Origin of the sequence: Thalassomonas actiniarum, from assembly GCF_000948975.2 — a bacterium.
In the GTDB taxonomy this organism is placed as follows: Bacteria; Pseudomonadota; Gammaproteobacteria; order Enterobacterales; family Alteromonadaceae; genus Thalassomonas; species Thalassomonas actiniarum.
The window spans coordinates 476,856-496,313 of record NZ_CP059735.1 but is presented as its reverse complement, the minus strand read 5'-3'; the positions used below and the strand labels follow the sequence as shown (position 1 = coordinate 496,313).

Here is a 19,458-nt window from a genome sequence, read left to right as displayed (position 1 = left end):
ATTGCAATTGCTGCTAATATATCAGTCAGTTAGTTTTCAATAAAGCGTTCTAAGCCCGCTTTATCCTGTTTTATTAATCGATTCCATTCCCGGGCCGGCAGTTTTACATCCACCAGGCAATTCCCCTGTTCGTCAAAATGCTCATCAGCAATACAGTTAAGCTGATACAGCATGCCCCGCAGTTTTCCTGCCGCAGGGGGGATTTTCAAGCTATGGCGCACTATCTGGCGCCCTAAGCGCTCCGCCAGCGCCTGAAAAAATAAATCTATGCCGATATTGGCCTGGGCCGACAACCATACCCGGATCGGCATACCGGTTTCATCCCGGTCGATCCTCGGCTCAACATCATGCAAATTATCAATTTTATTACAGATCATCAGCTGGGGAACTTCATGTGCCTCAATTTCCGTCAGCACATCCGTCACCTGATCGATATTTTCACTGCGCCGCTCATCGGAAATATCCACCACGTGCAGCAAGAGTTCTGCTTCCCGGGTTTCCGTCAACGTCGCCTTAAATGCCGCCACCAGATCATGGGGTAAATGACGGATAAAACCTACGGTATCCGCCAGGATCACCCGGCCGACATCTTCCACTTCAATTTTCCGCAAGGTGGGATCCAGGGTGGCAAAAAGCTGATCCGCCGCATATACATCGGAATCCGTTAAACGGTTAAACAAGGTCGACTTACCGGCATTGGTATAACCTACCAGGGAGATGGTCGGAATTTCCGCCCGGGTACGGGAACGCCGTCCCTGCTGCCGCTGTTTTTCCACTTTATCAAGGCGCTTAAGGATATTATTCATGCGCTCGCGCAACAAGCGGCGATCGGTTTCCAGCTGGGTTTCACCCGGCCCGCGTAAACCTATACCGCCTTTTTGCCGCTCTAAATGAGTCCAGCCCCGGATCAAACGACTGCTGATATGGCGCAACTGTGCCAGCTCGACCTGTAACTTACCTTCGTGGGTTCTGGCCCGCTGGGCAAAAATATCCAGGATCAGGGTTGTACGGTCTACAACCCGGCACTGACACAAAGCTTCGATATGTTTTTCCTGGGAGGGCGATAAACTGTGGTTAAATAAAATCACGTTGGCATCGTAAAGCGCCACCGCATCCGCGATTTCCTGCGCTTTACCACTGCCGACAAAATATTTGGGGTGCGGAGTATTACGCTTGCCGCTGACCACGGTCAGTTCACTGACCCCGGCAGAAGACACCAGCATTTTAAATTCCTGCAGGTCCTCGCGCGAGCTGTCGTCCGGAAAATCTACATGGACAAGTATCGCCTGCTCACCCGCCTGATAACGATCAAACAAATGAGCAGCGCCTGAAAAGACTAAATATCACCATTAAGCGTCCGATGATTGATTAAATTCAGCCTGACCTTGTGCCGGCATAGTCGTTACCGCACGAGAAGGTACTACCGTAGAGATAGCATGCTTATAAACCATTTGGCTGACGGTATTTTTCAGTAAAATAACAAACTGATCAAATGATTCAACTTGTCCCTGAAGCTTAATGCCGTTAACTAAATAGATTGCTACTGGAATGCGGTCACGACGTAAAGCATTCAAAAATGGGTCTTGTAACGATTGCCCTTTTGCCATTCTCTGGCCCCTTTTGTTATTGTCGATAAAAATTGTTTTTTATTAACCGGTTACCGATTAACTAGCCTAATTATACATCAATGTGTCTAGATTGCTCACTGCTGATAAAACTTGTTGTAAATTTGTTTCATCTTCCATCTCTAACCAGGTTAGATCCGGCCAGCTTCTTAACCAGGTCAACTGACGCTTTGCCAGCTGCCGGGTGGCGCAGATACCACGAAAAACCATTTCTTCATGATCAAACTCGCCATTAAGATATTGCCACATTTGACGATAACCTACACAACGAATGGAAGGTAGATTTTCATGTAAATCACTTCGTTGTTTTAACTTAATAACTTCTTGCTCAAATCCTTCTGTGATCATTTGTTGATATCGTAATGCTATACGATCGTGTAAGGTTTTACGTTCAGCCGGTGCAATGGCAAATTGTAAAACATCCCCTTGCAGGGTAGCACCTTTTATTTCAATTAATTGTGTCAAAGTGTTTCCTGTCAGGCGGTGCACTTCCAACGCCCGCGTCAGTCGCTGCGGGTCATTGGGATGAATCCGCGCTGCCGCTACCGGATCAATTTGCATTAATTGCTGATGCATATGCTCCCAGCCAAACTGCTTCGCCTGGGCTTCAATATCCCGGCGTACATCCGCATCGGCCTGGGGCAGCGGAGAAATTCCCTGCACCAAACTTTTAAAATACATCATAGTGCCGCCAACTAACAGCGGAATACGATTATTGGCCCGGCTTTTTTCAATTTCAGCCAAAGCGTCTTTGCAAAAATCCGCAGCCGAGTAAACTTCGGCGGCATCTCGGATGTTAACCAGCTTATGGGGGTAAGCGGTTAATTCATCCGCGGTAGGTTTCGCCGTGCCTATGTCCATATCCCGGTATATCAGGGCCGAATCGACACTGATAATATCACAGGGCAAAGCATCATGGAGCGCCATGGCAAGTGCCGTTTTACCGGACGCGGTCGGCCCCATTAAACAAATAACGGGGGGCTGTTTAGAACTCGATGACATAAAACACTTAACCTAACTGACTTATGGCTGATGTAAGGTCTAGCTCCACGGAATTCAAGAGCAACTGTGCCTCAAATTTTCCCAAGAGCACAGATTGTGCCTGAAACAACAATTCCCGGGCACTGTTTTCGGTGAAATTCTCAGGCTGCATAACCTTGGCTATCCCCTGCTGCCAGTGCTCTGGCGTTAATTCATCCGCTTGTGGCAGTGCCTCCAGATAAGACAACAGGGATAATAAACTTGCGCTGACATCTTTTTCTCTGAGCATAGCCGGAAACTCCCGGATTTGTACCCTGCTATTATCACCGAAGGTAATAATTATTCCAGCCTGGGCTAACGCCTGCTGATATCGTCCGGCAAAAGCAAACTGCTGCGCCGGCAAACTCAGCTGAACCGGCAATAACAGCGGCTGGCGGATCAAGCCCTGTTGCCAGCGCTGCTGCACCGACACCAGGTTTACCGCTTGTGCCAGAGCCGTTAATGACAACAGGCGTAAATCCTGCTTCAGGGTAATAACCGCATATTCAGGCTCTTTAAAAAACACCGGCCGGGCTGGCGATTCCTGTGCTTGTGCGGCAGTTGCCCTTGTTTCAGCGCCGTCATAAGGGGTCATTAATTGCTGGTAATTTTTCACAGCCCCGGCGGACGGCGTTACTCTGGACGACGATGCTGCTTGTCCTGACGAAGCCCCCGCGTAAGCCCCCTGGTGGCTGCCCAGCGACGTTAAAGGCTTAACATAGGCACGTTCACCACCATAATTCTGTGAGGGGCTATATTGGCCCGGCACTGAGTTTACCTGCTGCTCCCCAAAAGAGATATCAGAAGAAACCGCCGACTCAGCACCTGAATGAACAGGCAAAGCCGCGCCATAAATACCGGTTTCTCTGTTATCGATAGCACCACCATTTCCGCTCTCAGTCACCCCGGCACTGGTAGCCCCGCTAATAATTTCCCCGGTTTCAGGCACAAGCAATTCTGTTTGTTCCTGCAATGCCCGCTGGCACACGGAATAAATAAAGTCATGGACATAACGCCCCTGATGAAACCTCACCTCATGCTTGGCGGGATGTACATTCACATCCACCTCGCGGTGATCCAGGGTTAAAAACAAGACAAAAGCCGGATAACCTTCAAGGGGCAATAGATCCGCATAAGCCTGGCGGATGGCATGGTTGATCAACTTATCCCGCATCATGCGGCCGTTAACATAGCTATAGCAAAGATCATTTTGATTACGAACAAAGCTGGGTTTCCCTAACCAGCCCCACAAATGCAGATCACCGTGCTGGCAATCGACCTTTATTGCGTGTTCGAGAAAGCGCTGACCGCACACCAGCCCCACCCGTTTGTCATAATAAGTCTTGTCCCGGGCAATCCGGTACTGACGCACCATTTTGCCGTTGTGGCTCAGGGTGAAAGCGACATCAAACCGTGCCAGGGCAATGCGGCGGATAATTTCATCAATATGATTAAATTCTGTTTTTTCCGTGCGCAAAAATTTTCGCCTGGCCGGGGTATTAAAAAACAGATCGTTCACCTCTATGGTGGTGCCGTCGGGATGGGCTGCCGGTTGCACCGATACCTTCATGTCCCGCCCTTCGGCGCTGGCCTGCCAGGCGGTATCCTGCTCTTTCGGCTTAGAGGTCAAAGTCAGACGGGAAACCGAGCTGATACTGGCCAGGGCCTCGCCGCGAAAGCCCAGGCTGGCGATGCCTTCGAGATCCTTTAAATCTTTGATTTTACTGGTGGCATGACGGCTCAGGGCCAGGGTCAGCTCATCTTTTACTATCCCCTTGCCGTTATCACTGATACGCAGCTTTTTAATACCGCCCTTTTCCACCTCGATTGTGATTTTGGTAGCGCCGGCATCCAGGCTGTTTTCGATCAATTCCTTGATCACCGACGCCGGACGTTCCACCACTTCTCCCGCCGCAATCTGGTTCGCCAGGCGCGCCGGTAAAATTTCAATATTGCTCATCTTTGTTTAATCCGCCCGGGGAATTTTCAAGGTTTGTCCTATCCTGACGACATTGCTGGTCAGGTTGTTGGCCGATTTCAGCTGGCCGACGGAAACCCGGTATCTTTGCGCCAACAGCGACAATGATTCTCCGCTGGAAACCTTATGCCGGGTAAAGCCAACGGAGGCCAGATAGGAGTCTTTCGGCGGGTTTTGCAGGAAATACTGGCGTACGCCGTTGGATATCGCCTGGGCCAGTTTCTGCTGGAAAGCGGCGGTTTTCAGGTTTTTCTCTTCCTTATGGTTGGAGATAAAACCGGTTTCCACCAGGATTGACGGGATATCCGATGCCTTTAACACCGCCAGACTGGCGTGCTGGGGTGTTTTCTTATGCATCTTAGTGACTTTTTTCAACTTGCTGATAACATCGCTGGCCAAGCCTAAGCTCATTTCCAGTGAATGCTCTTTATTCATGTCTGCTAAAGTGATCGCCAGGTTATCATCGGCGGTATTCTTGATCACCCCGCCGCCGCCGCCGAGCAATTCTGAATTTTTCTCCCTGTTCACCAGCCAGCGGGAGAGTTCCGACTCCACCCGGGAATGCAGCGCAACCCAGACAGACGCACCGTTTGGCTGCGGCGTACGAAACGCATCCGCATGGATGGATATTAAAAAGTCTACCTGGCTTTGCCTGGCTATCTGGGTGCGGCGGTTTAAATGCACATAATAGTCCCCGGTGCGGGTCATCACGGCTTTAAAGCCTTTTTGCTTGTTGATCAAATTCTGCAGGCGTTTGGCAATGGCTAAAGTGACCTTTTTTTCATGAGTGCCGTAACCGCCGATAGAGCCGGGATCTTCACCGCCGTGACCGGCATCGATACCGATAATAATATCTCGTTTTTTATCGCCGATAGCTTTAACGACGCGCTTTTTACTTTCTTTATCATGCAGGTCCACCACCAGGCGGTGGCCATATTGCCCCGCCGGCGCCAGCGGGAAAACCGTTAGCTGGTAGGACTTCGCCAGCTCCAGCACCAGGCGGGTTGCGCCTTTTTTCTTTGACTCGCTGGTGCGAAAACGTTTGATCCGTTTATCTTTCGCCGCCAGGGTATTGAGCAACACGGTATTTTGGCTGTTTTTAAAATCGATCACTAAACGCTGCGGACCGGATAAACTGAAATAGCTGTAATCGGGCTTTTGCTTGAGATCAAAAACAATCCGGGTATTTTCCGGGGCAGGCCATACCCGGATACCCTCAATTTTATTGACGGCATAACTCACCGAACACAAGCTCATCCAGAGCAAGACTACCGAGATCAGATATCGTATTTTCAATCCAGCCAACATTAATTTATTACCTTGTTTCCTTTAACAAAAGTCAGTTTAAAAAGCTTACTTAAACTCCTTAAAAAAACTTTACGACTTCAGCAAACCTAAACAGTTTTTTCCAGCTCGGCCAATACCTGCTTGCCTGTACTGCTGTGGGCTGCCAAGGTGATTTTACGTTGTTCGCCGTGATAGGCCAAGTCTATCGTAACATCCGCTTGCGGCAACAAGCCGTGGCCTTTTTCCGGCCACTCGATAAAACTGCAGCAATGGGCGGCAAAATAATCCCGGATCCCCATATATTCAAGCTCTTCCGGATCCGCCAGCCGGTAGAGATCAAAATGATAAACCTGCCAGTTGTCGAGCTCATACGGCTCTACTAAGGTGTAGGTCGGACTTTTAACATTGCCCTTGTGCCCCATGCCGCGGACAACTCCCCGGGTCAATGTGGTTTTGCCCGCGCCGAGATCGCCGTTAAGATAGGCAACAAAACCTTGTCCCTGCAATTGCCGGATCGCCCCGGCTAAAGCCGTACCTAAAGCAACCGTCGCCTGCTCATCGGCTAAATCATAATCTAGTGTCTTCATTAACTCTTTATCAAACTCATTTTTAACGCTCTGCCCCGCCGTCAACCTGATAGTGGTTGACCAGGTACAGAAGTTCGGGAAATAAATCACTGGCCAGCAAACCCCGCTGCCCCTGCTTTGCGACAATATTATCTCCGGCCTGCCCGTGAAGGTAGGCCGCCAGCCTTACGGCAGCTAAAGGCTCGCTCAGCTGTAATAACATGGCCGCTATTATGCCTGATAATACATCACCCATGCCACCCGTTGCCATACCCGGGTTGCCACAAGTGTTGATCCATACGGTTTTACCGTCAGAAATCAGGGTGCCCGGTCCCTTAAGCAGGCAAACTCCCTGATATTGTCGGGCTATGGCTTTGACCGCGGCAAAGCGATCCCGGTTAATTTCGCTGATCTTACAGCCAAGTAAACAGGCCGCTTCTGCGCTATGGGGGGTCAATACCCGGGTTGCCCCGGCATCGGGTAACCCCCCCTGTTGCCAGGCCTGTCGTAACAGATACAAGCCGTCGGCATCGATCACACAGGCCAGCTGCTGTGTTATGGCAAAATCAAATAAATGTTTGGCCCAGTGATCCCGGCCTAACCCCGGCCCCAGGATCATCACTTTTGCCTTATTAAACACAGCAGAGCAGGCCAGCTCACCCGCCCGGTCCGGCGCCAGCATCATTTCCGGAAGACCGTTAAAAACCCGGTTTCGATTTTCCTGGTGGCAAGCCACCGCCAGCATAGAAGCGCCGCACCTTAATGCTGCCTCTCCCGCCAAACGGATGGCGCCCGGCATCATTTGATTGCCGCCTATGGCCAGCACCAGTCCCGGGGAGCTTTTATGGCGGATGGCCGATACCGGCTCCAGTACTGGCAACTGCTGCCTGCCCTGGATAAAATGATCTGAGCCAATCTGTTCCCGAAAAGCCTGTCCCAGCCCCAAGTCGGCCAGATACAGACAGCCGACATAACCTGCCGCCTGCCCGGTTAACAGCCCCTGTTTGACGGCGATAAAGGTCAGGGTCACATCCGCTTTTACCGCCTCGGGATTAACCGTGCCGCTATCTGCGTTTAAGCCCGATGGCAGGTCGACGCTGATCACCTTTGCCCCATGGCTGTTGACGGCGCGCACCAGGGCTTCACTGTCTTGACTGAGCTGACCATGAAAACCTATGCCGAACAGGCTATCGACAATGATCTGCCCGCCGCTGTCCTGCTTTATGTAGTTTGCCAGGGCCAACTCCCCCGCCTGTAACACTTCAGCACCGCTTTTTTCCAGTTGCAAATATGCCGTGAGGGCATCTCCTTTAAGGGCATTTTTTGCTACTGTGCTCAGCACCTGCACATCGATACCCGAGCAACGCAGCAAACGGGCACAAATAAAACCGTCTCCGCCATTATTGCCTTTACCGCAAAGCACCAGCACTTTGGTCGCTTTTGGCCATAAAGATTGCATCAGGGAAAACACAGCGCCGCCGGCACTTTCCATCAGGGCATACATTTCAATGCCCTGTGAAGCGGCAACTTCAGCTTCATTGTCTTTGACTTGCCCGGCCCTATAGGCCGGCTGGGGCAGACAATCGGCCAATTTTATCGGTAACTTCGCTTTTGATCTTGCTGGGGGCATAATTTTTTACGTCCTTTCCCGGTTTCCCGTTTTCTGTACTTTTCCACTTTAGCGTCAGCGGCTCCGCCATTAAAACGTAAAGGCAAACGGCTTGCTAAGGACAGGGCTCCATTTCTTGATTTACCGCAAACCCGGGTGCATTTTTATTAACTTGTTTAGCGCCTGACCCTGGCTGTGGTAAACTGATCCCTGAATTTATTAAGCAGTTTACTTGAAGGCATTACCATCTCATCCATGTCATCCTCTACCATCAACTATCAGGAATTAGCCGAAAAAATCAAGTTTTGGGGCCGTGAACTGGGATTTTCCCAGGTAGGGATCTCAGATATCGACCTGTCCGAACATGAAGCGGCACTAAAACATTGGCTGGAGCAGGGTTATCACGGCAATATGGATTATATGGCGCGCCACGGCATGATGCGGGCACGCCCCGATGAACTTGAACCCGGCACCGTCTCGGTGATCAGCGTACGCCTGGATTACCTGCCCACCGATGCCAAATTTGCCAAACTGCTGAAAAAGAAAGACCATGCCTATATCAGCCGCTATGCCCTGGGACGCGATTACCATAAATTAATGCGCAAACGCCTGCAGCAGCTGGGCAAAAAAATTAAAGAGCATTGCCAGCAGTTCAATTTTCGTCCTTTTGTCGATTCCGCACCGGTACTGGAGCGGCCGCTGGCGGAAAAAGCAGGCCTGGGCTGGGTCGGCAAACACAGCTTATTAATCAACAAACAGGCGGGCTCCTGGTTTTTTCTCGGAGAGCTGTTAGTCGATATTCCGTTACCCAGCGATTCGGCACCTAAAAACGACTGCGGCCATTGTGTAGCCTGCCTGAAGATCTGTCCTACCCAGGCGATTGTTGCCCCTTATACCGTAGATGCCAGACGCTGCATTTCCTATTTAACCATAGAATTACGCGATGCCATCCCGGAGGAGTTTCGCCCGCTGATCGGCAACCGTATTTATGGCTGTGATGACTGCCAGCTGATCTGTCCCTGGAACAAATTTGCCAAACTCGGGCAAGAGGATGATTTTCAGCCGCGCAATAATTTCGACGATATCAGTTTATTAACCCTGTTTGCCTGGAGTGAGACAGAGTTTCTGGATAAAACCCAGGGCTCGCCGATACGGCGCATAGGTTATGCCTGCTGGCAACGTAATATTGCCGTGGCACTGGGCAATGCCGGTTTTTCACAGGAGATAGTCAGCGCCTTAACGGCAAAGTTACCGGACGCAGATGCTATGGTAGCCGAGCATATCCAATGGGCGCTCACGCAGCAGCAGCTCAAAGCCGAGCAAGCGAAACATGAGATTAAAGTTATCGAAGTCAACCAGCGTTTGACCGGGCGACTGATCCGCTCCATCGAAAAGGGCCTGCCCCGCGATGCCTGACTCTGGTTTGAGAGCCCTCACTTCAGGCCAGTACAGACTTATGGCTGGCGATTTTTTCTTCTTAACCGGCATTGCAGCAATACCTGACGTTTTTGCTCATTGCTAAATCCGGACCAACCGGTGATTTCATCCAGATGGCGGAAACATCCCAGGCAATAGTCCTGATGATCCAGGCAGCAGTTGCGTACACAAGGGCTGCTTACCTCCGCTGAAGGGGCTTTATCAGCTGAGGGCTCTTCATCTGCTGAAGGCTCCTTATCAGCTGAGGGCTCTTCATCTGCTAAGGACTTTTTACTCGCTAAAGGCTCTTGAACCTTAGTGATTTTCATGAGTTTCTGCCCTTAAATGCTTTCGGCATAATTTTCTATGGCATCAAGCTCCTGCCGGGTTTGCTCAAGCAAGGCATCCGCCTGTTTCAGATGTTTTTGTTCAGCTAATGCCTGCATTTGCCGGCAAAGGGAAAATAAGTTATCTGCCGCGAGAATACCGGCATTTTTTTCCAATAAGGTCAGCACCTTACCTGCCTGCTGAAAATGCCGCGACTGGAAAGCCGCGGTTAACTGCGCCAGGTAATCGCGGTTATCCGCCAGGTATTCATCCAGCATATACGCCGCCAGCTCTGCCGAATGTTGATGCCGGGTGTAGCGCGGTAAATCAAATGCCGCCAACACCTCACTTTCATTATCCTGCACATGGAATAATTGCTGCTGCAGCGCATACTCTTGCAATTCAGGGGAATAACCGGCAATACCAGAAGGCGAAAGCTCAGGCTTACTTGGTTTATTTTCCTGAATCCTTGCCTGTGGTTGCGGACTTTCTTCCCGGGCAGGTTCTGCTTGAATCCGGCTCTGTTCCTGCACTTTCAACCAGGGCCTTAATATGGCTACCAGGGCTGGTAAATCCGATAGTGCAGGCAGCTGCGCTAAACGCCAGCCTTTAGCGCTTTCCTTGCCGTCAAAGGATGCTCCCCCGGGCAAACTAAACAGGCCACGCTCAAATGCTTTGCCCTTATCCAGGTCTACAAAAGCCGGCTGTTCAAATTCCGTGATTAACAACAGGAAACGTCCGCCATACCACAGCTCTTGTGTACGCTTGTTATTCGCCGCCAGGCGCACCTGCAATCCGAGCCAGTTCAACACTGAAATCAATGCCTGGTGTTTACCGGGTTCTTTCACCCCGAGCAAGACTTCAACTTCGGTGCTGATAAAAGCATATTGCCGGCATATTTGTGGGTTAAACAGGAGATTGGTTTTTGCCTCTTGCTGCATCAGGGCGCGGATTTCACAAAGCAGGTTTTGCCGTGACAATAAAGCCGCTGCCGGAGAATAAAAACCCTGCTCTTTAACTAGCTCTCTAACCTGGGCCAGCTCCGATTGCAATACCAAGAGTTTAGGCTGCAGCGCTTCAGGTAAGGCATTTATATGGGTAAGCAGCTGATCTTTTTCCCTGGCAAACAGCGCTTCACCGACCATCACCACATCCACCGGACGACTCTTGAGTTGCCCCGGTGTCAGCTGAGTTATCAATTCATCGGCAGCCGAGTAAGCATCAAGCTTCAGCGGTTTAAGCAACTGGCTGACTTGTTGCAGCTGTTCGCGGTTATCAGACAGGCATACCAAAGTTAACGGTGCCGGCTCCTCTATATCCGCTTCATCTTCGTCGGCTTTTGCCAATGCCAAAGGTAAATCAAAGGCCAGGCGGTAACCCTGCTCACTCAGCTCGGCCAAGAGATTAGTGCCGTGATGACGTGCCAATAGCAACTGAAAATATTCAACAAGCGCTTTGCCTCCCAGATCTTGCGGGATTTGCTCATCCTTATTAAGCAACTCCAGCAAAGCAGGCAAACGGCTAAATGCCTGGCCGCTGCAGACTTCAACGCTCACTTGCACCACTTGTTGTCCCGGATGCCTGTCCCTGAGCTTCACTGTCAAGGTTAATTGCCCTTTAAAAATACCGGCAAGCACAAGACGGTAAACGGCATTAAGTAATTCATGGAACAGGCGGACATCCAGTTTTACCTGGCGGCTCAGGCCGGGATCACAATCAAGCACCAGGGTATTTTGTTGTCGTCTGCCTTGTGCCATCAAATTATACATGGCCGCATGGATCTCATTAAGCAAATCCACATCCTGCAATGCCATCACCAACTGCTTATCCTTCAAAGCGGCCAACAGGGCGTACTGATCCAAGCCGTCGGCTGCCCGGGTCAATTGCCGGGACAGTTGCCGCGGAGAAATATCGGCGCCGTACGACAGACTTTGTATCTGCAAACCCGCCACCGTCAGTAAATGATGCAATTGCTGATGCTCTTGTTGCATAAACAGCTGCCGGGCCTGTTGCTGTTCCTGAAGCTCCTGGTTTAATAACACCAGCTGCTGTTCATAACCGGCAATAACATCGGCATTGACTATGGTGCCGCAAAAATTATGATCCCGGTAAATAAGCGAAATGGCCAGCAATTCTCCCGAGTGAGTGAAGACCCGGATATTTTGTGTTTCGGTGCTCTTTTTCACCTCCCGGGCAGCTGCCGTTAACTTTTTCACTTCTTCCGCGGGAAAAGCATGACGCCAGCTGCTGACGGTTATCGCCTGATGTAACAGATATTTACTTCCCCGGTTCAACTGCCGGGCTAGGGTAAATTCTCCATCCTGCTGCCAGTAAAGCACATGATTTTCCTGCGCTAAGGTTTTCAGTTGCATCCGGTAACCCTGGCTATGGCGTTTCACCTCCTCGGCAGTGACCTCCGGCTTTTTCATTTGGCTGAATATTCGGGTAAAGCGACTGTTTTCAAAAGAGCTGATTAAACTTTCATTCACCTGTTCCCCGCTGGCTAACTGTTCACACAGGACAAGGCTTTGCCTGGTATATGCCTTCAGGCGCAGGTGCAGACGCACCAGAAGCAAGAAAACGGCTATCGCCAGCCCTGCGAATAGACTGACGGCAAAAAACAGCGGCTGTCCCCGGGTATGGCTAAGCAGCCAGCCTTGTATTCCTGCAAGCTGTTTTGAGGGCTTTCCTTCCGGCTCGGCTACCGGTTTATCGGTCAACAACTGCTTGGCCTTATCCCGGTGAACAGCTAAAACCCGGCGAAACTCATGTGCCAGACGCAAATGCCCCTGCCATTTTGCCAGGGTACGCTGTTGAGTCAGCAATAATGCCGACAATTTATTCATTTCATCACTCAACGCCATCAGCTGGACATCCGGCCCTTGCTCAGCCGTCAATTCACCGGTCAGGGTTAACAGCTCTTCGGCACGGTTTCTGAGCTGTTCAAACTCGGTTAAGGGGAATTGCAGATCCAGATCGGCAAATAAAACCAGCAGCTGAGCCAGTAAACTTTCCAGTTGGTTGTAGCGGGCCAGTTCGGTATATATCTTGCCTTGCGCCCGGGCCCGGCTAACGGTCACCGCATCGCTGATGTTATCCGCCTGCAGTTGCTGATAAAGTTGCTCCAGCTGCCCTTGTTTGTTGAAAATAATGCTGTCCAGGGCATCCGCCACCAGCTGTAATTGAATAATGCTTTGCTGTTTTAGCTGAATATTACGTTTGCTGCCCGCTGCCAGGCGTTTCACCCCTTCGGATAAAGTACTGTCGCCGGATAGGCTATTATCACTTGCCCCGCTGTCCGGAATTTGCTCCGCCAGGATTTGCCAGTTGTCCAGCAAACGCTGATACAGGCGGGAGAATTGCCCGGCATCGGTTTCCGATAACAATTGCCTGAAAAGTATCTGATTTTTTTGCCGGTATTGCAGATATTGATTTTGTCGCTGCAACTTAGCCAGCTGCTCTTGCTGTGCCGATCCCTGTTGCTGCTCGCTCAGGTACATTAAGGTTATCGCCAGTGGCAGGATAAGGCTCGCTAAAATAAAAATAGCGGCCAGCATAGGGGTAAACTGGCGATAAAGGGGTTTAGCTGCGGCTTTATTCATAAATGGTTAACGGCCACCGGCGCTAAAGCGCGGGTTCAACCGGGTTATTCCCTATGGTTACAACAAGAGCGGGTTCACAAACTTCTACTCTCTAGTGTAGGGAATTGGCCATAAGAAGCAATGCTTATCGCTGCCCGGGCATGAATAGACAGCGCATGTGGAGATTATTTCATCTTTTTGGCATCAGTTTTTGCCAACAGCCTCTGTCTTAGGCTTTTTATTGACCCAGGCCCATTGCATTTCACATTCTATCGGCGGCTGTCCCGACTCGTCGGTGATCGTCACAGGCACGATAATATCGCCTTTTTCCGTCTGCTGGATATCGGCAATCTGGTCATCCGTTAACCGGGCTTTTGCCACCAGGTTACCCTGCATACGCCGCTGATAACGAATATTCATCGACTTTAATAACGGCAACCGGCTGTCCGGAACATTCATGCCAAATACTATGCCGGTAGCAGATTCCGCAAGCACCGCAGCGGCAACGGCGTGAATACCGCCGATATGATTTTGCACCTTTTTCTTGTTTTCCAGCAGCAGCTCCGTCTGATGATGACTGATCTTCAGTAACTTCACCCCTGAGGTTTTCGCGTATTTTACCTGAGAGCAAAATAATTTCGTCAACAGCGCAGAGCGCATAAAAGCAGGTGTCTTGTTAATGGCAGCGACATACCGGCTGAAACGATTGGCCATGTTAATTTCCCAATTAGTCGATAAACAAAAATTCATTGTTAACCAAAACTGGTCTGACCTGCAAGAAAAATCTCCGTTATGAAGATAATATCGCCGCCATTTTCTCTGATATTTACGCCTGAAGGTTATGCCAGCCCAAGATGCCGGGCATGGAATCTCAGATGTTGTTCGATAAAGCTACTGATAAAATAATAACTGTGATCGTATCCTGGCTGCAGTTCATAACTCAGCGGATAATCATTCCCCTTAGCCGCCGCCACTAAGGTATCGGGTTTGAGCTGCTGCTCAAGAAATTCATCGTCTCCCCCCTGCGTCACTAAAGCCGGTATGTGCTGGTCTTGTTCAAGCTTGACCATCAGGATGCTGGCATCATATTGCTGCCAGGCGGTTTTATCCTCGCCCAGATAATTACTCAGGGCTTTTTCCCCCCAGGGGCAAGTACTCGGGTTGCATATCGGACTAAAAGCGGTAACCGAGCGGTAAAGGCCGGGGTTACGCAATGCCAGCACCAGGGCGCCATGACCGCCCATGGAGTGACCGCTGATCACTTTCTCCCCAGTCACCGGAAAATGCTGCTCGATAAGCGTTGGCAGTTCATCGCGGATATAAGTATACATCTGATAATGAGCTGACCAGGGTTCCTCGGTCGCATCGACATAAAAACCGGCGCCGTGTCCGAAGTCATAACTGTTATCGGCATCGTCGGGTACAGCTTCCCCCCTGGGGCTGGTATCCGGTGCCACTATCGCCATGCCCAACTCGGCGGCGATGCGCAAGGCTCCTGCTTTTTGCATAAAATTTTCATCGGTGCAGGTCAGCCCGGATAACCAATAAAGTACCGGGACTTTATGATTTTCACTCGCCTGGGGAGGTAAAAAAATAGCAAAACGCATATCGCAAGCCAGGCTGTTTGCCTGATGCCGGTATTGGACATGTCTGCCGCCAAATACTTTGTTTTCTGAAACTTGGGTGATTGTCATAGGTAATATTCAGTCTATATGGTTAACGGCACCCGAAACAGGTTTCGGGTGCCTGAGTATTTGCTACCTGAAATGGCTGTCTAGAAATGAATCACGCTGCGGATACTTTTGCCGGCATGCATCAAGTCGAAAGATTCATTGATCTCTTCCAATGGCATGGTATGGGTAATAAAGTCATCTAACTTAAATTCCCCCTGCAGGTAACGCTCAACATAATCCGGCAGTTCAGAGCGCCCTTTCACTCCGCCGAAAGCCGTGCCCCGCCATACCCGGCCGGTGACTAACTGGAACGGACGGGTAGAAATTTCCTGGCCGGCACCGGCAACCCCGATGATCACCGACTCACCCCAGCCTTTATGACAGCATTCCAGCGCCGAACGCATGACATCGACATTGCCGATACATTCAAACGAGTAGTCGACGCCGCCGTCGGTTAATTCAACAATCACTTCCTGGATAGGTTTAGCGTATTCTTTTGGATTGATACAATCGGTCGCACCGAGCTCGCGCGCCAGTTCAAATTTACTGTCATTGATATCGATCACGATAATGCGGCTGGCCTTAGCCATGGTCGCGCCGATCACCGCGGATAAACCTATGCCCCCCAAGCCGAAAATGGCCACGGTGGCACCTTCTTCAACCTTGGCGGTATTCATCACCGCCCCCATGCCTGTGGTTACGCCGCAGCCAAGCAGGCACACTTCTTCCAGCGGCGCTTTTTTATTGACTTTGGCCAGGGAAATCTCCGGCAGCACGGTATATTCGGAAAAAGTAGAACAGCCCATATAGTGAAAAATAGGTTTGCCGTCTTTATAAAAACGCGTGGTGCCGTCGGGCATCAGTCCCTTACCCTGGGTTTCGCGAATTTTCTGGCACAGGTTGGTTTTACCCGACAAACAGAATTTACATTCGCCGCATTCCGGGGTGTAAAGCGGGATCACATGATCGCCGACCTGGACACTGGTCACCCCTTCACCGACCTGCTCGACGATACCGCCGCCTTCATGGCCTAGAATACAAGGGAAGATACCTTCGGGATCTTCACCGGATAAGGTAAAGGCATCGGTATGACAAACTCCTGAGGCAATCACCTTGATCAGCACTTCGCCTTTTTTCGGCAACATCACATCCACTTCTTCCACAGACAGGGGCTGATTGGGTCCCCAGGCAACCGCGGCTCTTGATTTGATAAATTGTTCAGACATGTTAATCCTCTCTGCTTTTTGAACTTGGCTTTTTACTTAGCTGTTTCACGGAAATAAAAGATCACGTTAATGGTGCAGACAAAGCTGCTGTCTGCCAAAAACGATTATCTATCGTAGCTTGATATTAGCCTATTATAATTATTTCTAAATAAATGATAATATAGTTAATTAACAATACACTTTTACAAGACAGTAATAATGGTGCAATGGCAGGGGATCAGTGAATTTGTCGCGGTGGCGGAAAGTGAAAGCTTCACCGGGGCCGCAAAACGGCTAACCCTTTCCACCGCCCAGGTCAGCCGGCAAATCAGCGCCTTAGAGGCCAGGCTCAGCATTAAACTCTTTTACCGCACCACGCGTAAAGTTTCCCTGACCCAGGAGGGTGAAGTTTTTTACCGGCAATGCCGCGCGGTACTCGATGATCTCGAAGCCGCCGAACGCGGCATCACCAACCTGCAACAAACCCCCCGCGGCAATATTAAATTAACCGCGCCGGTCACCTATGGCGAACAGCAGGTATTACCCCTGATCAATGATTTTATTCAGGACTACCCGGATATCAGCGTCAGCGCCTTTCTCACCAACCAGAACCTGGATTTGGTTGAACAGGGTTATGATCTCGCCATCAGGATAGGGAAGTTGGAAAACTCCAGCCTGATGGCGAAAAAATTAACCCGGCGCAACAATTATGTCTGCGCCTCCCCCGCCTACCTTAAGCAACACGGTATTCCCGACTCGCTGACCGATCTCGGCGGCCATAATTGTTTGTTGGGCACGTTAGATCACTGGTGTTTTTGCCATAACGGGGCGGAGAAAAATATCCGGGTGAAAGGCAATATCCGCTATAACAGCGGCACCGCCCTGGTAGATGCCGCCTTAAAGGGCATAGGCCTGGTAAAACTGCCCCACTATTACCTTATGCAGTATCTGGAAACAGGGCAGCTGGTCACGGTATTGGATAAATTTCAGCAACAGGAAGAGATTATCTGGGGCGTGTATCCGGGTAACCGGCATTTATCTCCGAAAATCAGATTGCTGCTGGATTTCCTTGCGGATAAGCTGGCCTAAACCTTATCACCGGCAGCACCAGGCAACAGACCGGCTGGTGAGGATATTGGACCAGTTTCGACAACAGCAAGAAATTATCTGGGGCGTATATCCGGGTAACCGGCATTTATCCCGCTATCTCCTGTGAAGATACCCGACTGCTGCTGGATTTCCTTGCGGATAAGCTGGCCTGAGCAGGCCAGCAAAGAAACAGGCAATTACAGTTTGAAAAAGTGCTGCCGGTAAACCTTTAATTCGGCAATAGATTCGCGGATATCATCCAGGGCCAGATGCGTACCTTGTTTGTTAACCTTGGCCAGCACATCCGGATTCCAGCGGCGCGCCAGCTCTTTGACGGTACTGACATCAAGATTACGGTAATGAAAATAATCTTCAAATTCAGGCATATATTTATTAAGAAAACGTCGATCCTGGCCTATGCTGTTACCGCACATCGGGGAAACCCCTTTCGGCACATATTTTTCGATAAACGCCAAACTTGCCGCCATCGCCTGCTGCAAACTAGTCTCGCTTTCCAGGCATCTTTGAGTTAAACCGGAACGACCATGATGCTCGACACACCAGGGGCTCATGTTATCCAGGACATCTTGCGGCTGCGCAATGGCAAAAACGGGTCCTTCCGCCAAAATATTTAACTGACTGTCGGTGACTATTGTCGCCATTTCCAGAATAACATCCGTTTCCGGTTCCAGACCCGTCATTTCCAGATCCAGCCAGATTAAATTGGTATCACACAACGCCATAAATTTCCCTTAAAAAACCGATTAATGCCTAACAACACAACACCACTTTAGCAGGCACTTAAATAAAAATACGATCCTAAGCAGTAAACGTGATTGGTATTAGAAAAAATATCAATAATTAAGTATATACCGAATCAATACCTTGCCCAAAGCATTTTAAATTGCCGCAGATAACTGCATCTTGGTGTTATTTGGGTATAATAGCTAACAAACAACCGGATTTAAGATATTTTTTCCGCGGCCATACAAGGTAAGGCGGGAATAAAACGCTAGGTAAATCAGATAAAGATGACAAAATTTCGTGGCTAAGAGAGCAAAACTGACCAAAGGTCAGGCACGGCGCATCAAGGCGAACCAAGAAAAAAAAATACGCAACAAAGCCGATAAACACCAATGGCAGGACGATGAATTAGGCGAAGCACAGCATGGCGTTGTTATCAGCCGCTTTGGTCAGCATGCCGATGTCGAAGGGGAAGACGGCCTCAGTTACCGCTGTAATTTACGCCGCTCAATAAAATCCCTGGTGTGCGGCGATAAAGTTTTATGGCGCCAGGGCAAAGAAACCGAGCACAGCATTGCCGGCGTGATCGAAGCCGTACATGACAGAAGCTCGGTGTTATCCCGCCCCGATGTGTATGACGGCGTCAAACCGATAGCTGCCAATATCAGCCAGATATTAATCGTTTCTTCGGTATTACCCGCCTTTAACGGCGATATTATCGACCGCTACCTGGTAGCGGCAGAGCAAACCGGCATCACCCCGGTGATAGTACTCAATAAAGTCGACTTACTCGATGACAGCAACCAGGCAGCCATCGAAGCCCAACTGCAAATATACCGGGATATCGGCTATCAGGTGATGTATGCCAGCAATAAAACCGAACAGGGCATCGGCGAACTAAAAGAGCAGCTTAAAAATCACACCAGTATTTTTGTCGGCCAGTCGGGGGTCGGTAAGTCCACCCTGACCAACAGCCTGATGCCGGGACTGGAATTGATCACCCGGGAAGTCTCGGAAAACTCAGGTTTGGGACAACACACCACCACCGTTGCCCGTTTATTTCACTTTGATCATGGCGGCGATCTGATCGACTCCCCGGGGATCCGGGAATTTGGTTTATGGCATTTAACCCCACAAGAGGTCTGCCACGGCTTTATCGAATTTAGCGAATTTCTCGGCGGCTGCAAATTCAGGGATTGCAAACACATTAAAGATCCCGGCTGCGCCCTGATAGCGGCGGCAGAGCAAAAAAAAATCCATCCGGATCGCTTCACCAGTTTTCAGCGCATTTTAGCGAGTATCAGTGAGAACAAACTCACTTCGCGCTTTAATGACTAA

Annotated in this window: 16 protein-coding genes; 3 read left to right on the top strand and 13 right to left on the bottom strand. The window is 50.1% G+C overall.

Annotation, left to right across the window (positions count from 1 at the left end; translation table 11 throughout):
* Positions 1–29 precede the first annotated feature (29 nt).
* From hflX to SG35_RS02210, 7 genes are all read right to left on the bottom strand, one after another.
* Positions 30–1,316: a ribosome rescue GTPase HflX gene (hflX, locus tag SG35_RS02240; protein ID WP_044833834.1), complete on the bottom strand. Its 1,287-nt coding sequence runs from the start codon at positions 1,314–1,316 to the stop codon at positions 30–32.
* Between the two features lie 33 nt (positions 1,317–1,349).
* Complete coding sequence (gene hfq, locus SG35_RS02235; protein ID WP_044833833.1) at positions 1,350–1,607, bottom strand: RNA chaperone Hfq; 258 nt, start codon at positions 1,605–1,607, stop codon at positions 1,350–1,352.
* A gap of 66 nt (positions 1,608–1,673) precedes the next feature.
* On the bottom strand, positions 1,674–2,627 hold the full coding sequence (gene miaA, locus SG35_RS02230; protein WP_044833832.1) for a tRNA (adenosine(37)-N6)-dimethylallyltransferase MiaA: 954 nt from the start codon (positions 2,625–2,627) through the stop codon (positions 1,674–1,676).
* Between the two features lie 7 nt (positions 2,628–2,634).
* Complete coding sequence (gene mutL, locus SG35_RS02225; RefSeq protein WP_044833831.1) at positions 2,635–4,605, bottom strand: DNA mismatch repair endonuclease MutL; 1,971 nt, start codon at positions 4,603–4,605, stop codon at positions 2,635–2,637.
* A gap of 6 nt (positions 4,606–4,611) precedes the next feature.
* Positions 4,612–5,931 carry an N-acetylmuramoyl-L-alanine amidase gene (locus tag SG35_RS02220; RefSeq protein ID WP_044833830.1) on the bottom strand — a complete coding sequence of 440 codons (1,320 nt, stop codon included), beginning with the start codon at positions 5,929–5,931 and terminating at the stop codon, positions 4,612–4,614.
* Positions 5,932–6,017: 86 nt separating this feature from the next.
* On the bottom strand, positions 6,018–6,497 hold the full coding sequence (gene tsaE / locus SG35_RS02215) for a tRNA (adenosine(37)-N6)-threonylcarbamoyltransferase complex ATPase subunit type 1 TsaE (protein WP_044833876.1): 480 nt from the start codon (positions 6,495–6,497) through the stop codon (positions 6,018–6,020).
* 22 nt (positions 6,498–6,519) lie between these two features.
* Positions 6,520–8,106, bottom strand: a complete 1,587-nt coding sequence (locus SG35_RS02210) for an NAD(P)H-hydrate dehydratase (protein WP_044833829.1) — start codon at positions 8,104–8,106, stop codon at positions 6,520–6,522.
* Positions 8,107–8,340: 234 nt separating this feature from the next.
* On the opposite strand from SG35_RS02210, the gene queG reads away from it, so the two are divergent.
* Positions 8,341–9,501: a tRNA epoxyqueuosine(34) reductase QueG gene (gene queG, locus SG35_RS02205; protein WP_044833828.1), complete on the top strand. Its 1,161-nt coding sequence runs from the start codon at positions 8,341–8,343 to the stop codon at positions 9,499–9,501.
* 38 nt (positions 9,502–9,539) lie between these two features.
* Here queG and SG35_RS02200 read toward each other — a convergent pair whose 3' ends face one another.
* From SG35_RS02200 to SG35_RS02180, 5 genes are all read right to left on the bottom strand, one after another.
* Positions 9,540–9,674, bottom strand: a complete 135-nt coding sequence (locus tag SG35_RS02200; RefSeq protein ID WP_236702624.1) for a DUF1289 domain-containing protein — start codon at positions 9,672–9,674, stop codon at positions 9,540–9,542.
* A 168-nt stretch (positions 9,675–9,842) separates the two neighbouring features.
* Entirely contained in the window at positions 9,843–13,430 is a 3,588-nt protein-coding gene (locus SG35_RS02195) for an Hpt domain-containing protein (RefSeq protein ID WP_044833826.1), read from the bottom strand.
* A gap of 183 nt (positions 13,431–13,613) precedes the next feature.
* The gene (locus SG35_RS02190) at positions 13,614–14,123 is read right to left on the bottom strand and encodes a DUF4442 domain-containing protein (RefSeq protein ID WP_044833825.1); all 510 of its coding nucleotides are present in this window, start codon (positions 14,121–14,123) and stop codon (positions 13,614–13,616) included.
* Positions 14,124–14,248: 125 nt separating this feature from the next.
* Positions 14,249–15,103 carry an S-formylglutathione hydrolase gene (gene fghA / locus SG35_RS02185; protein WP_044833824.1) on the bottom strand — a complete coding sequence of 285 codons (855 nt, stop codon included), beginning with the start codon at positions 15,101–15,103 and terminating at the stop codon, positions 14,249–14,251.
* A gap of 80 nt (positions 15,104–15,183) precedes the next feature.
* On the bottom strand, positions 15,184–16,308 hold the full coding sequence (locus SG35_RS02180) for an S-(hydroxymethyl)glutathione dehydrogenase/class III alcohol dehydrogenase (protein WP_044833823.1): 1,125 nt from the start codon (positions 16,306–16,308) through the stop codon (positions 15,184–15,186).
* A gap of 201 nt (positions 16,309–16,509) precedes the next feature.
* Here SG35_RS02180 and SG35_RS02175 point away from each other — a divergent pair, with 201 nt between their 5' ends.
* The gene (locus SG35_RS02175; protein WP_044833875.1) at positions 16,510–17,376 is read left to right on the top strand and encodes a LysR substrate-binding domain-containing protein; all 867 of its coding nucleotides are present in this window, start codon (positions 16,510–16,512) and stop codon (positions 17,374–17,376) included.
* 197 nt (positions 17,377–17,573) lie between these two features.
* Here SG35_RS02175 and orn read toward each other — a convergent pair whose 3' ends face one another.
* Positions 17,574–18,119 carry an oligoribonuclease gene (orn, locus tag SG35_RS02170; protein WP_044833822.1) on the bottom strand — a complete coding sequence of 182 codons (546 nt, stop codon included), beginning with the start codon at positions 18,117–18,119 and terminating at the stop codon, positions 17,574–17,576.
* Positions 18,120–18,420: 301 nt separating this feature from the next.
* On the opposite strand from orn, the gene rsgA reads away from it, so the two are divergent.
* Entirely contained in the window at positions 18,421–19,458 is a 1,038-nt protein-coding gene (gene rsgA / locus SG35_RS02165) for a small ribosomal subunit biogenesis GTPase RsgA (RefSeq protein ID WP_044833821.1), read from the top strand.